12 protein-coding genes are annotated in these 13,235 nt (G+C 67.0%); 2 read left to right on the plus strand and 10 right to left on the minus strand.

Annotated elements, in window-relative coordinates:
* Positions 1–44: 44 nt before the first annotated feature.
* The 8 genes from GTH22_RS15190 to GTH22_RS15225 form a co-directional block, all read right to left on the minus strand.
* Positions 45–1,703 carry a TRAP transporter large permease gene (locus GTH22_RS15190; protein ID WP_252946360.1) on the minus strand — a complete coding sequence of 553 codons (1,659 nt, stop codon included), beginning with the start codon at positions 1,701–1,703 and terminating at the stop codon, positions 45–47.
* Positions 1,700–2,272, minus strand: coding sequence for a TRAP transporter small permease (locus GTH22_RS15195; RefSeq protein WP_252946361.1), 573 nt, complete (start codon positions 2,270–2,272; stop codon positions 1,700–1,702). The genes GTH22_RS15190 and GTH22_RS15195 overlap by 4 nt, the downstream gene beginning before the upstream one ends.
* A gap of 219 nt (positions 2,273–2,491) precedes the next feature.
* The gene (locus GTH22_RS15200) at positions 2,492–3,703 is read right to left on the minus strand and encodes a 3-hydroxybenzoate 6-monooxygenase (RefSeq protein ID WP_252946362.1); all 1,212 of its coding nucleotides are present in this window, start codon (positions 3,701–3,703) and stop codon (positions 2,492–2,494) included.
* Between the two features lie 21 nt (positions 3,704–3,724).
* Positions 3,725–4,363 carry a maleylacetoacetate isomerase gene (gene maiA, locus GTH22_RS15205; protein WP_252946363.1) on the minus strand — a complete coding sequence of 213 codons (639 nt, stop codon included), beginning with the start codon at positions 4,361–4,363 and terminating at the stop codon, positions 3,725–3,727.
* A complete protein-coding gene (locus GTH22_RS15210; RefSeq protein WP_252946364.1) occupies positions 4,360–5,055 on the minus strand; it encodes a fumarylacetoacetate hydrolase family protein in 696 nt (231 codons plus the stop codon). The genes maiA and GTH22_RS15210 overlap by 4 nt, the downstream gene beginning before the upstream one ends.
* Complete coding sequence (locus GTH22_RS15215; RefSeq protein WP_252946365.1) at positions 5,052–6,086, minus strand: cupin domain-containing protein; 1,035 nt, start codon at positions 6,084–6,086, stop codon at positions 5,052–5,054. Before GTH22_RS15215 ends, GTH22_RS15210 begins: the two co-directional genes overlap by 4 nt.
* Before the next feature lie 51 nt (positions 6,087–6,137).
* Positions 6,138–7,232, minus strand: a complete 1,095-nt coding sequence (locus GTH22_RS15220; RefSeq protein ID WP_252946366.1) for an N-acetylglucosamine-6-phosphate deacetylase — start codon at positions 7,230–7,232, stop codon at positions 6,138–6,140.
* Positions 7,229–8,077: an ATPase gene (locus GTH22_RS15225; protein ID WP_252946367.1), complete on the minus strand. Its 849-nt coding sequence runs from the start codon at positions 8,075–8,077 to the stop codon at positions 7,229–7,231. Before GTH22_RS15225 ends, GTH22_RS15220 begins: the two co-directional genes overlap by 4 nt.
* A gap of 122 nt (positions 8,078–8,199) precedes the next feature.
* Between GTH22_RS15225 and GTH22_RS15230 the strand changes: the two genes are divergently transcribed.
* Complete coding sequence (locus GTH22_RS15230; RefSeq protein WP_252946368.1) at positions 8,200–8,400, plus strand: hypothetical protein; 201 nt, start codon at positions 8,200–8,202, stop codon at positions 8,398–8,400.
* Between the two features lie 51 nt (positions 8,401–8,451).
* On the opposite strand, the gene GTH22_RS15235 is transcribed toward GTH22_RS15230, so the two are convergent.
* Positions 8,452–9,555 carry a polysaccharide biosynthesis/export family protein gene (locus GTH22_RS15235; protein ID WP_252946369.1) on the minus strand — a complete coding sequence of 368 codons (1,104 nt, stop codon included), beginning with the start codon at positions 9,553–9,555 and terminating at the stop codon, positions 8,452–8,454.
* Positions 9,556–9,832: 277 nt separating this feature from the next.
* Between GTH22_RS15235 and GTH22_RS15240 the strand changes: the two genes are divergently transcribed.
* Complete coding sequence (locus tag GTH22_RS15240; protein ID WP_252946370.1) at positions 9,833–12,499, plus strand: calcium-binding protein; 2,667 nt, start codon at positions 9,833–9,835, stop codon at positions 12,497–12,499.
* Positions 12,500–12,544: 45 nt separating this feature from the next.
* Here GTH22_RS15240 and GTH22_RS15245 read toward each other — a convergent pair whose 3' ends face one another.
* Positions 12,545–13,216 carry an ABC transporter ATP-binding protein gene (locus GTH22_RS15245; RefSeq protein WP_252946371.1) on the minus strand — a complete coding sequence of 224 codons (672 nt, stop codon included), beginning with the start codon at positions 13,214–13,216 and terminating at the stop codon, positions 12,545–12,547.
* Positions 13,217–13,235 lie beyond the last annotated feature (19 nt).

Raw genomic sequence — 13,235 nt, forward strand, 5'->3', positions numbered from 1 at the left:
ATACCTAATTTTGCGCAAGCCGGGCGCGCTGCCATCGGCGCGCCCTAGAGCGGGATCAGAAAGAGGGTGATGATCGGGAAAGCGACAAGGATCGCAACCCGCACGATGTCGGAAGTGACGAACCAGATCACCGCCTTGTAGGTCTCGACCATGGGCGTGGTGCGGTCCATCGCGTTGATGATGAACAGGTTCATCCCCACCGGCGGCGTGATCAGCCCCACCTCGACCACGATCAGCACAAGGATCCCGAACCAGATCGCCACATGCTCCAGCGAGACCCGCGCCAGGTTGGCCTCGGTCGCGCCGCGCAGGCCGATCTCCTGCATCACGTCGCCATCCAGCGTTCCACCGGCCTCCAGCGAGGCGCGGGCGGCCTGAACCACCTCGGGCGTTGTTTCGCCGAAGATCGCCGCCACCTGCGCCGGGGCAAGGTTGGCAGCATCGGCCACCGTGCCGAGGCCCAGCACCGCCATGTGCTCGTTGGCCTCCGCCAGCGCCCGCTCGAACCGGCTTTCGCGCATGCCTTCTATGGCCCCGGCCTGTAGCCCCTCAAACCACATCTGCGCCTCCGCGAACCAGCTTTCAAAACGGGCCTCCTGAAGCGCGTGCAGCGAGACCAGCCCGAAATCGAGGTTGGAGATGATCGGAAAGAAGATCGGGATCGTCAGCAGGATCATGCTGAGGCTGTCCATCAGGCAGCCGAAGACGAGATAGAAGGCGAGGATCAGGATCAGCACCATCCAAGGGCTCCAGCCGAGGCCGACGATGGTGTTCGAAAGCTCCTGAGGCACCTGGCTCAGGGCGAGGAACGAGTTGTAGAAGCCCGCGCCCAGCACGATGAAGAAAATCATCGCCGTCGCCTGCGCGGTGCTGATGATGCTTTCCTTGAACCGTGTCCAGTCGAGCTGGCCGCTCACCAGCGCGATCAGCCCGGTGCCCGCCGCACCCACGGCGGCACCCTCGGTCGGGGTGAACCAGCCAAGGTAAATGCCGCCCACCACGAGGCCGAACACCAGCAGCACCGGCCAGACATCAAGCAAAGCCCGGATGCGCTCGGCATAGGGCACCGGCTCGCGGGTGCCGGCCGCGTCTGGATACATCCGCACGTAGATGCTGATGGTGATCATGTAGCCGATGGCGGCGAGGATGCCGGGGATGAAGGCAGCGAGGAACAGCTTGGCGATGTTCTGCTCGGTCAGGATCGCGTAGATCACGAGGATCACCGAAGGCGGGATGAGAATGCCCAGCGTCCCGCCCGCCGCCAACGTCGCGGTGGAAAAGCCCCCCGAGTAGCCGTAGCGCCGCAGCTCGGGCAGCGCGACCCGGCTCATGGTGGCGGCGGTGGCGAGCGAGGATCCGCAGATCGAGCCGAAGCCCGCACAGGCCCCCACCGAGGCCATGGCCACCCCGCCCTTGCGATGGCCCAGCCAGCTTTCGGCGGCCTTGAACAGCGCCGTCGACATGCCCGAGAGCGTGGCGAACTGCCCCATCAGCAGGAACATCGGGATGATGCTCAGCGAATAGCTGGAAAAGGTGGTGTAAACCTCGCTCTTCAGCTTCGCCAAAAACACCGTGGTCCCGCCGGTAGCATAGAACAGCCCGCCAAGGCCGACGACCAGCATGGCAAGCCCGATCGGGGCCCGCAGGAAGATCATGACAAGCAGGATCGGGAACGACAGGTATCCAAGTTCAAGCACGCTCAATGTGCCGCTCCTTCTGCCTTCGGAAGCCAGTGCTGATCGGTCGTCAGCTCCATGATGCGCCCCACGGCGCAGTAGACCGCCACCAGTGACGCCACGATCGCGGCGATGAAGCTGGCGAGGAAGGCCCACCAGATGGGGAACTGCAACAGCAGCGAGGTCTCGCCATTGCCGATCTTGTCTTCTAGGCCGTAGTAGAGCCGCCAGGTGATGAGCAGCACGATCACGGTGAAGACCACTTCCCAGAAGGCGATGATGACATCGTTGCGCCGCTTGGACAGGAAGGAGGTGAACACATCCACCGTCGCATGGGCGCTGAAGAGCTGGCAGATCGGCAGGAAGGAAAAGATCGTGAAGGCGATGCCCGCCTCGACGATCTCGAAGTCGCCGTTCACAGGTCCGGCCCCGGCGGCAAGGATCGTGTCGGAAAGGCTCTGCGAGAGGCCCTTCAGAAAGTCGGAATGCGCGAAGGTGTTCAACCCGCGGCCCAAGACGCTGATGCAGGTCAGAATGACAAGCGACACCAGCACGATGCCCCCCGTCAATGCCATGCCACGCGCGAGGCCTGTCATGAATTTAAGCACTGCTCTCCCCCTCCCCAAGGGTCTGCCAGGCCTTGTTTCTTTACGGCCGGAAGCCGAACTCCCCTAGCCTGCCCCGCCCGCCAAATCCAGCATTTCCTGCGCTTTTCGAATGGCGCTCCCGCAAGATTCATGCGGCCGCGCAATCAACGCAAAAAATCGTTATGCCACATAACTATACCGGAGGTGGCCCTGTAAAGCCCATTTCCCTCAGGCGCGTCCCAATGTCTCGGAAGACACCGCGCCCTCGAGCCCGGTGGAGCCGTAAAGCCAGGCCACCGCGTCATACCAGTCCTCGGGCGATTTGGCACTCATAACCGTGTTGCGCAGCTCCGCATGGGCGCCCTCGGGATGGTAGACATGGGTGCCGATCTCGCGGCTCTGGAGCTGAATCCGCGCCGTGCGCTGCCGACGCATCTCGTTGTAGCGCCTCAGCATGGCTCCCATCTCGCCGCCCTCCGCCGCCAGGTGTGAGAGCGCCACCGCATCCTCCATCGCCATGCAGGCGCCCTGCGCAAAGTATTGCATCGTCGGATGGGCCGCATCGCCCAGCAGCGCCACCCGCCCGTCGACCCAGTTCAGCACCGGGTCACGGTCGCACAGCACCCAAACCTTCCAGTCCCGCCCCTTCTCGATGATCTGCCGCGCCTTGGGGCTGATGTGCTCAAACCCCTTCGCCACCTCCTCATGGGTCACCGGCTTTCCGGCCACCGGCTCCGGCGCGTCATTGTGATAGGTCACCACGAGGTTCCAGCTCTCCCCGCCCTGAAGCGGGTAATGCACGATATGGCACTTCGGCCCGGCCCAGAGCGTTGCCGCGTTCCAGCGCAGGTCTTCGGGCATGTCGTCGGTCGGGATCACCGAGCGATAGGTCGAATGCCCCGAAACCCGTGGCATCCCGTCACCCACAAGCTGCTGGCGGATATTGCTCCACAGCCCGTCCGCCCCGATCAGCGCCGTGCCCGTCACCCGCTCGCCGCCCGCCAGCACCGCGCTGGCGCTGCCTGCGTCCTGCACATAGCCCGTCACCTCGCAGGAGGTGCGCAGCTCCACCAGCTCATGCGCCTCGCAGGCCCGCAGAAACACCCCGTGCAGATCGCCCCGATGCACCACCGCATAGGGGTTGCCAAACCTCGTGCGAAAATCCTCGCCCAGCGGAATCCGGGTGATCTCGTCGCCGCTCATCGCATCCATCAGGCGCAGGTTGTCGATGTAAACGGCCATCTCCCGCGCGGTGTCGCCCACCCCGAGGTAGTCGAAGGCATGAAAGGCGTTCGGCCCAAGCTGAATGCCCGCGCCGATCTCCCCCAGCCTGCTGGCCTTTTCCAGCACGATCGAGCGCAGCCCCTTCTGCGCCAGCCCAATGGCCAGCGCGAGCCCGCCGATCCCGCCGCCTGCAATCACGTAACGGTCGTTGCGCATCGGGTCTCCTCCCCCGGTTGGCTATTCCGCGTCCGGCTGCTGGCTCGGATGCGCCTCGGCAAAGGCCGGCAGCGCGTTGCAGGCCTCTGCGATGCGGGTGACATTGGGCATCCCGCTCAGGTCCACCTTGAACCGCGCCGCCGAAAACACCTGCGGCACGAGGTAGACATCGGCCATGCCCGGCGTCTCACCAAAGCAGAACTGCCGCGCCGGGGCCTTCGCCAGAAGCGCCTCGCAGGCCGCCAGCCCGTCGCCAATCCAGCGCTGGCACCAAGCCTCCACGCCCTCCTGATCCTGCCCGTATTCGGCCCGCAGGTATTGCAGCACCCGCAGGTTTTGCAGCGGGTGAATCTCGCAGGCGATGGCAGCGCAGAAGGCCCGCACATGCGCCCGCTCGATCGGGTCATCGGGCAGCAGCTTCGGCTCCGGGTGGGTCTCGTCCAGCCACTCCAGAATGGCCGGGCTCTGCGTCAGCACCTCGCCGCCGTCCAGCTCGAAGGCGGGCACGAGTGCCTGCGGGTTCAACCCCTTGAAGCCCTCCGCCTTCTGCTGTCCCTGCGCCAGATGCACCGACACAAAGTCATAGCCCACGCCCTTCAGGTTGCAGGCAATCCGGCAGCGATAACTGCTCGACGAGCGGAAATAGCCATGAAACCTCATTCCGCCGGCCCGATATCCAGTGCAATCGGGTCCAGCCCGTCGATCCCGCCGGTGATCTTGTCACCCGCCACCACCGGGCCAACCCCCTCCGGCGTGCCGGTCAGGATGATATCGCCGGGGCGCAGGTGGTAGAACTTCGACAGATGCGCAATCACCTCGGGCACCTTGTGGATCAGCAGGTCGAGCGTGCTGTCCTGCCTCGAGACCCCGTTCACCTCCAGATGAATCCGCTGCGCGTCCACCGCAAACTCGCCCGCCTTGGTCAGCGGCGAGAGCACGCAGGAGCCCTCCACATCCTTGCCCAGCATCCACGGACGCTTCTTGTTGCGCGAGGCGATCTGCTGGTCGCGCCGGGTCATGTCCAGCCCGCAGCCAAAGGCATAGACCGCCGCCGCGCCCTGCTCCGCGGTGCCCTTGAACACCTCCGCCCCCAGCGCCACCACCAGCTCCATCTCGTAATGGAAATCCTCGGTCCCCGGCGGGTAGGGCAGGGTGCCGCCCGTCGCCAGAACCGAGTGCAACTGCTTGGAAAAGTAAAACGGCGCCTCCCGGTCCACCTCGAAGCCCATCTCCTCGGCATGGGCGGCATAGTTGCGCCCGACGCAGAAGATCCGGTGAATCGGGTATTCGGCGGCCTCGCCCTTCACGGGGATGCTCTGCACCTCGGGGGCGGCAAAGAGATAGTCGGTCATCGGCTGCGTTCCTCGTAATAGTCCAGCTTCTCCTGAAGCGGGCGGTCATGGATGCGAACGAGGAAAGACTCCGCGTCGGCATGGTGCGTGATCTCGGCAAAGACCGGCGCGGTAAAGGTGTCTTTCGCGGCCCAGTCGATGCGCTGGCCGTTGACGATGGAATGCCCGCTGCCCTCGATCACGTGAAAGGCGCTGGAGCAGCTTCGCAGAGGCGGGCGCTCCTCGCCCCCGGCCTCCACCATCATCGCTGTAAAGCCCATGGTCGGCAGAATGTCGGCGCCGGTCTCGGGGTTGATGTAATCCAGCTCCACCACCGGGCCGCCGTCGTATTTCATCGTCTCCACCAGCGCCTCACGGGTCCGCGCCCATGGGTAGCGCGCCATCGGATAGCGGCGCGGTTTGGCCCCCAGCTTGCGGGCCGGGGCAAGGCCCGCGGCGCGATAATCTATCTGGCTGGCATCCGGCCGGTTGCGCTGGTTCTGCAACGGGCCTTCCTCGGCATAGGAGCCTTCGAGGTAAACAAACAGCGGCAGGTCCAGCGCATCGAGCCAGACAACCGGGTCTTTTCCCTCATGGCCATGGTCATGCCACTCGCCGCCGGGGGTGAGCACAAGGTCGCCCTCCTGCATCGGCAGCTTCTCTCCGTCCACCACCGTGTAGCCGCCCTCGCCCTCCACGATGATCCGCACCGCGCTGGGGGTGTGCACATGGGCCGGGGCGGTCTCGCCGGGCAGCAGGAACTGAAGGCCAAGGTAGATCGAGGAGGTCGCCTGCATCGCCCCCACGCCGCGCCCCGGATCGCTCAGCACCAGCACCCGCCGCTCGGCCTTTTCCACCGGCGTCAGCTCGCCCGCGCGGTGCAGCAGCGGGCGGATCGCCTGGTAGCGCCAGTGGCCGGGTTTGGTTTGCGGGTTGGGCGCGCCATGGGGCAGCACGTTGCGCATCATCGGCCAGAGCGGGGCAACCCCCGCCGCGGCCATATCCTCCCGGTAATCCTCCGGAAGCTCTTCGAGTGTTCCGAGCTGTGCCATGGTTCCTCCCTCCGGCGTTATTGGTGTGCATACTTACTATAAGCATGCTTGTCAATTACCCCGCCCGACCCTACCCTGCCAACCCACCGGCTCCACCACAAGAGGCCCGCCTTGCCCGCAATCCACAACCTGCCCTGACCTGACCGCAGGCTGGAACCAGATCTCGGTGGCTGTCACCGCACAGAGCGGAGGCGTGCAATATGCCGCTCTCTCTGACCCTCTGGCCGAGGCCAAACCATCGCACCAGCGCGACACCCACCGAGGCGGGCAATGCCTCATAAAGCTCGCCCGCTGCACGTTCACCCACGAGCAGGCCATGGCGCCGCCGTGCCACCGCGCTCGCCGGAAACCCGGCCATCGCCCGGCCGCCTGCTTGGCGGCCCTTGCCCGGCGCAGGGTTTCGGCGTGCACATGGATGCCGTCGCAGATCACCCCCGCGCTCAGCCGCCCCTCCGCCAGCGCCGCGCCCACCAGCCCCGGCGCGCGACTGCCCATCTGGCTCATCGCGTTGAACAGATGGGTCACGCAGGTCGCGCCTGCTTCCACGTAGCGCCGCGCCTCCTCATAGCTGCAATCGCTGTGCCCGAGAGACACCAGCACCCCATCCGCCACCAGCCGCGCCACCTGCGCCGGGCTGACCGAGGCCGGGGCCAGCGTTACCTTCAGCCGCCCCGGCGCGGCCAGCAGGCGCTGAAGGTCGTCCTCGCCCATCTCGCGGATCAGCGCCGGGCTGTGGGCCCCGGCGCGCACCGGGTCAAGGTGCGGCCCCTCAAGGTGCAGCCCGATCACGCCGCGCACCGTCGATCCCGCCAGCGCCAGCGCCGCCTCCGTCATCTTCGGCGTGGCGGTGATGAGCGTGGGGAGGATCGAGGTCGTGCCGCAGGCCGCATGGGCGCGGGCCATGGTCTCGAGCCGCGCCGCGGTGGGGCCATCGTTCAGCATCACCCCGCCGCCGCCGTTCACCTGCAAATCCACGTAGCCCGGCGCGAGGATCTCGGCCCCGGTCTCCACCATGGCGCAGCCCTCGGGCAGATCGCCCGGCTCGGCCAGCATCACCACCTGCGGCCCCTGCACCACCAGCGCCACGCCCCGGCGCAGCGCCACGCCGTCATGCACGGCCCCGGCGATATAGGCGGTTGCGCTCATGGACGCTGCTCCAGGGCCAGCGCCAATGCCCCCTCCAGCGCCGTGCCCTGCGCGGGCACAAGCGCGGCCTGCATCTGCGCGGGCAACGCGGCCGCATAGCGCGGCCCGGCCCCGCCGGTCAGGCACAGCACGTCGCCCGCCTGCCAACCCAGCCGCGCCACGCCGCGGGCAATGTAATCCGCACCCCTCGCAATGATCTGCCCGGCCACAGCATCCTCCCCGGCGTCAAACACCCGTGGCGCGAGCCGGGCAAAATCCCGCGGCCCGGCGCTGGCGGCAAAGCCGACCACGCCCGCCGCGCCGCCCATCTCCTGTGCCACAGCGCGGGTCAGGTCCGAGCCCTCCGCCAAGCCGTCGGCCCCCGCGATCACCGCGCGCAGCAGCTCTCGCCCCACCCAGGCGCCCGAGGCCTCATCCCCCAGCACCAGCCCGTGCCCGCCGATCGACGCAAACCCCTCCGGCCCCTGCCGCGCAATGTAGGAGCCGGTGCCAATGCCCGCCACGTATCCGGCCCCCGCGCCCAGCGCTCCGCGCACGGCTGCGCGGCGGTCTTCCTCGACCACGGCGGCCAAGGGCAGCGCGGCGGCAACCGCCCGGGCGATCTCGTCGTTCACAACACCGGCGAGGGCAAAATGGGCCGGCACCCCGCGCAGCGCGTCAATCGCAAGCCCCGCCTGGGCCGCAACCCGCTCCAGCAGCGCCAGCACCTCCGCCACCGCACCGGCAAAATCCGAGGTGGCATTGGCCGGCCCGCCCTTCGCCTCGTGGCGCCGGCCATCCCACAACAGCGCAAGCCGCGCACCGCTGCCGCCTCCGTCACACCCGATTGCCCGATCCCCTGTCATCCGCCCGTTATCGCACGCCCCGCGGCATAGAAAAGCCCCCAACTCGGCACAGCCGTTGCGATCTGCACTCGTTTTCCATACCCTTTCACCGGGGAGTTTCATGTGCATTTCAGGGGACCAAAATGCCGGACAAATCTGTTGAGGCCGTTGCGCAGCACATCCTGTCGCTCGGCGACATGGAAGTGGCTGATTTCATTCGAACCGAAGTGTCCAAGAAGCGCCTGAGCGGCAAGCTTCACCTGCTCAACGACGGCGCGAGCCACGGCTCCGACGATTCGCGCCAGCTCGCCCGACAGGCGATCGAAAGACTCGGATTTCTCTGAAAAGCTAAGTCGCGCGCCCGCCAGCGGGCACCGCTTCGGCCCCTGAAGGCGTCAGTTCGAGATCGCGTTGCTGACGCCCACCGCGCTGCCCACCAGCGAAAAGATCGTGCGGGCATTCGTCACCGGGCTCTCCGTCACCAGCACCGTGTCCTGCGGATGAATGGCAAACTTCTCCGCCGAAAACAGGCCATCCGCGCTGGTCAGGTCGATGGTGAACACGGTCCGCACGTTCTGCGGCCCCTTCACCCCATCGGCCCGAACGGCGCGCGGGCTGTAGTGCCGCAGGATCAGCACCCCCTTCGGGTTGGCCCGCGTATCCTCGAGCCCGCCGATGAGCGACATCGCGTCCAGCGCCGAAATATGCTCTTTCTCGAAGTAGATCAGCTGCTCCTTGCCGCTGGCCCCGAGGGCGCGGAAGTAGCGGTCATCCGCAACCAGCATCACCTTGTCACCGCCGGTCAGCGTGGTGTCGAGCCCTGGGTTGTCATAGAGCCGTTCGAGCGAAGTGGCATAGGTGTGGCCGCCCCGGATCAGCCGCACCCGCGGGTTGCGCAGGCCCGCCTGCGGGCCGCCACCCTGGGCGATCAGCCCGAGCACGGTAAAGCCGCCGTCGGGCAGCGCCACGGTGCCGGGCGCGTTCACGCCGCCCACCAGCGAAACCGCGCTACCGGTGCCGGGCAGCACGTTCAGCTGCACCTGCGCCGAGGGCACGATCTCGATCATCTGGCTTTCAAGCTGGCGACGGGCGGCATCGGCGGTCTTGTCGGCAATCCGCTGCTCGCCGAGGTAGGGCACAAAGATATGGCCGCTCTGGTTGACCCGCAGGTTGCGCATTTCCACCAGCTTGGCGCCGGCAGGGGCGATCAGCGAGTTGTCCTCCGAATCCCAGATGATCAGGTCGACCCGGTCATAGGGCTTGATGCGCGGCTCCCCGGAGCGCCCCGACCCGCGCAGCCAGCCTTCCGAGCGCATACCCGAGCCGGTGTAGGGCCATGCGGCAAAGCGCGGCAACAGGGCGCGAGTCACCGGGTAAACGGCGATCTGCGGATTCTCCGAGTTCTGCGCCTTCAGCACCTCGTTCGAAATCGCGGCACCGCGCGGCAGCGAACAGGCAGCCAACAGCAGCAGCACGATCAATGGCCGGAGAATTTTCAACGCAGCTGCCCTTCGCTCTCGTCTGCTGCGGTCTGCGTGCCGCAACTTGCACACAAAATAGAGTGTATGCCGTCGCAAGGTCAACCAAGATGATGCGGCCTTGGCGTTGCGGCACCCTGCCGCCACGGGCCAAATTATCCGCCTGCAAACCTCCTCGATTTCAATGGTATTTTCGACACCTTGTCGGCATCCTGCGCCGTTCAGCCACAATCCCGCCCCGCCCGGCGCCCCGAGCGCCCTGCACAACAGCCCGGTCGCAAGGGCAAGGGCGGGCAGCATGGCTGAATTCGAGTTCAAGGGTATCCTGACGGGCGGTAGCGCCCAGCATCCGACGATGCTCGGCAGCATCATCAACACCAATTCCGGCATCACCCTCATCAACCACGGCAACAACGTGGTCCGCGACTATGACGCCACCGGCTCGGGCCTTGCCGGCGTAGGCGGCACCCTGTCGCTGGGCGGGCGCGTCAACTTCACCCTCTTCGGCGAGAGCGTCAGCCTCTCCGGCCGGGTGATCGACGGCGCGCTCGACGAGCTGGCCGCCGGCAATCGCGGCTCCGACCGCGCCTTCCTTTCCACCACCGAGAGCCAAGCCAATGCCGCCACGCTGATCTGTGCCAACGTCGGCGGCACCGACTATCTCTTCGTCGCGCCGCAAAACGGCGCCGGCGTGGCCGCCTATGCCGTCACCAACAACGGCAACACCCTGACACTGGCCGAGAGCCAGCCCGACACCGCCAGCCACTACGCCGCCAACGTCTCGTCGATGTCGGTGGTCGAGGTCGGCGGCACCACCTACCTGCTGGCGGGCTCGGCCACCGAGCACGGCGTCACCGCCTATCGCGTCGCCAACAACGGCACGCTCACCGAGGTCGACAGCTTCGGCCGCGACGAGAGCCTGCCGGTGCAGACCGTCACCGCGATGGACAGCACGGTGATCGACGGCACCGCCTATGTCGTCGTCGCCTCCTCCGGCTCCAGCTCGCTCACCGTGCTCGAGGTGCAGCCGGGCGGCAGCCTCGCCCCGGCCACCCATGTGGTCGACAGTCTCGACACCCGCTTTTCCGGCGTCACCGCGCTGGAGGTGGTCGATCTCGGCGGCGGGCGCACGCTGGTCATCGCCGGCGGCAATGACGGCGGGCTCTCGGTCTATACCCTCCTGCCCGACGGCAACCTTCTGCCCTTCCAGACGATCGAGGGCAGCCTCGACGCCGGGCTCGACCGGATCTCCGGCATCGGCACCAACCTCACCGGCACCCGGCTCGACCTCTTCGTCACCACCGAGGGTGCCCCCGGCGTGGTGCAGTTCACGCTCAACATCTCCAGCCTCGAAGATCTCGACTTCGCCACCACCAGCGGCCACACCGGCACCGCCAAGGACGATCTGATCGTCTCCGACTCATCCGGCCCCCTGTTCATCTACGGCGGCGATGGCGACGACATCATCGTCGACGGCGCCGGGCGCGACAGGCTCTACGGCGAGGCCGGGGCCGATACCTTCGTGCTCACAGGCGGCGACCTCGAGCGCGACCGGGTGATGGACTTCGAGGTCGGCATCGACACCATCGACCTCTCCGACTGGAGCATGTGCTACGGCACCGCCTGGCTCGACGTCTACGAGTGGAGCAACGGCGCGCTGCGGATCAACTACGGGGCCGAAAGCCTCGAGATCTTCTCGGCCGACGGCGAGCCGCTCACCTTCGAAGACTTCGCCAACATCAGCTTCACCTTCTCCAGCAGCTACGAGGTGGTGCGCGCCCCGCTCGAAGAGCCGCAGGCCGAGCCCGGCACCGACCTCTTCGGCACCCTCGAGGACGACGTGCTTCAAGGCACCGCCGGCGATGACGACATGCACGCGGGCGGCGGCGATGACCTGATGATCTCGGGCGGCGGGGTCGACGGGTTCTGGGGCGGCTCGGGCATGGATGTGGTCAGCTACACCGGCGCGGCGGGCGGGGTTGTCGTGAACCTCTCCGACACCGGGCTGAACGCGGGCGAAGCGGCGGGCGACCTGTTCTACGGCATCGAGGGCGTGATCGGCTGCACCTACGGCGATCACCTCACCGGCAGCGCCGAGGCCAACCGCCTCGAGGGCGGCGGCGGCAACGACTGGCTCGATGGGCTGGAGGGCGACGATGTCCTGATCGGCGGCGAGGGAAACGACCAGATCCTCGGCCGCGACGGCAACGACTTCATCGACGGCGGCGCGGGCAACGACAACCTCCCCGGCGCCAATGGCAACGACGAGATCCACGGCGGCACCGGCGACGACCTTATCGGCGGCGGCGATGGCGATGACGCGCTGTTCGGCGATGACGGCCGGGACGAGATCGCCGGGGGTCAGGGCCACGACCTGCTCGATGGCGGCACCGGCAATGACACGCTCACCGCCGGTTACGGCAGCGATCGGGTCTTCGGCGGTGACGGCAAGGATGCCATCGCGGGCGGCGCCGGCAGCGACCACATCGAAGGCGGCAAGGACGATGACAGCATTGGCGGCGGGGCCGGGGCCGATGCGATCTATGGCGGCGGCGGCAACGACACGATCGGCTCGGGCGACGGGGCCGACGAGATCTGGGGCCAGAGCGGCAGCGATGTGCTCAACGGCGGCGGCGGGAACGATGTGATCAACGGCGGCGGCGGCAGCGACAGGATCAACGGCGGCACCGGCAACGATCTGCTCTCGGGCGGCGCCGGGGCCGACACTTTCGTCTTTGCGACCCTGAGCAGCGGCGAGCTCGACATCATCACCGATTTCGACGCCGCCGAGGCCGATGTGCTTCAGTTCAGCGGCATTCCCGGTGGCTCCAAGGCCGACCGGATCGACGCGCTGGGGGCCATCCAGTCGGGCGACGACGTGCTGCTCGGCTTCGGCGGCCACAGCATTCTCCTCGAAGACGTCTCCCTCGCGGATCTTGGCACGAGCGAGTTCGTTTTCGTCTGATCTGGCACCGCCCGACTCGCCCCCGCGCGCGGGAGCGGGCGCGCCTCACTCCTCGTCCGGCCCGGCCTTCATGATCTCCTTGTGATGCGCAATCGCATCCCGCACGTCCTTGTAATAAAACAATTTCCCCTCCTCCAGCACCGCACCCTCGCTGCACAGCCGCCGGACTTGCGGCAGCGCGTGGCTGACAAAGATCGCCCCCGCCTGCTCCAGCCGCGCCCGGATCACCGCCTCCGATTTCGCCTTGAACGAGGCATCCCCAACGGCGGTGATCTCGTCGATCAGATAGGTGTCGAAGTGAATGCCCATCGAGGCCCCGAAGGCGAGGCGCGAGCGCATGCCGCTGGAATAGGTGCGCACCGGCATCCGAAAATGCCCGCCCAGCTCGGCAAAATCCTCGACGAACTCGACCAGCTCATCGGTGTCCACGCCATAGACCCTGCCGATGAAGCGGATGTTCTGAAGCCCGGTCAGCTCGGGGTGAAAGCTCCCCGAAAACCCCACCGGCCACGACACCGTCCCCCGAATCCGCACCTCGCCCCGGTCCGGCTCCATCGCGCCCGAGATCATCTTCAGCAGGCTCGACTTTCCTGCCCCGTTGCGGCCCAGGATCGCCACCGCCGTGCGCGGCGGAAAGCGCTGGGTCAGCCCGTCGGCCACCATCTTCCGCTGGCCCCGGACATTGTAGGATTTGGTGAGGTTGCGCAGCTCGATCATCGTGGCGGCAGGCCCGGGC

Origin of the sequence: Oceanicola sp. 502str15 (genome assembly GCF_024105635.1) — a bacterium.
Taxonomy (GTDB): Bacteria; Pseudomonadota; Alphaproteobacteria; order Rhodobacterales; family Rhodobacteraceae; genus Vannielia.

Excerpts from the sequence above, each read along its gene's own strand:
- GTH22_RS15220 (WP_252946366.1), bottom strand. The coding sequence starts at position 7,232 with ATGAGCGCAACCGCCTATATCGCCGGGGCCGTGCATGACGGCGTGGCG.
- GTH22_RS15200 (WP_252946362.1), bottom strand. The coding sequence starts at position 3,703 with ATGCGCAACGACCGTTACGTGATTGCAGGCGGCGGGATCGGCGGGCTC.
- GTH22_RS15230 (WP_252946368.1), top strand. The coding sequence starts at position 8,200 with ATGCCGGACAAATCTGTTGAGGCCGTTGCGCAGCACATCCTGTCGCTC.
- GTH22_RS15215 (WP_252946365.1), bottom strand. The coding sequence starts at position 6,086 with ATGGCACAGCTCGGAACACTCGAAGAGCTTCCGGAGGATTACCGGGAG.
- GTH22_RS15245 (WP_252946371.1), bottom strand. The coding sequence starts at position 13,216 with ATGATCGAGCTGCGCAACCTCACCAAATCCTACAATGTCCGGGGCCAG.
- GTH22_RS15210 (WP_252946364.1), bottom strand. The coding sequence starts at position 5,055 with ATGACCGACTATCTCTTTGCCGCCCCCGAGGTGCAGAGCATCCCCGTG.
- maiA (WP_252946363.1), bottom strand. The coding sequence starts at position 4,363 with ATGAGGTTTCATGGCTATTTCCGCTCGTCGAGCAGTTATCGCTGCCGG.
- GTH22_RS15195 (WP_252946361.1), bottom strand. The coding sequence starts at position 2,272 with ATGACAGGCCTCGCGCGTGGCATGGCATTGACGGGGGGCATCGTGCTG.
- GTH22_RS15225 (WP_252946367.1), bottom strand. The coding sequence starts at position 8,077 with ATGACAGGGGATCGGGCAATCGGGTGTGACGGAGGCGGCAGCGGTGCG.
- GTH22_RS15240 (WP_252946370.1), top strand. The coding sequence starts at position 9,833 with ATGGCTGAATTCGAGTTCAAGGGTATCCTGACGGGCGGTAGCGCCCAG.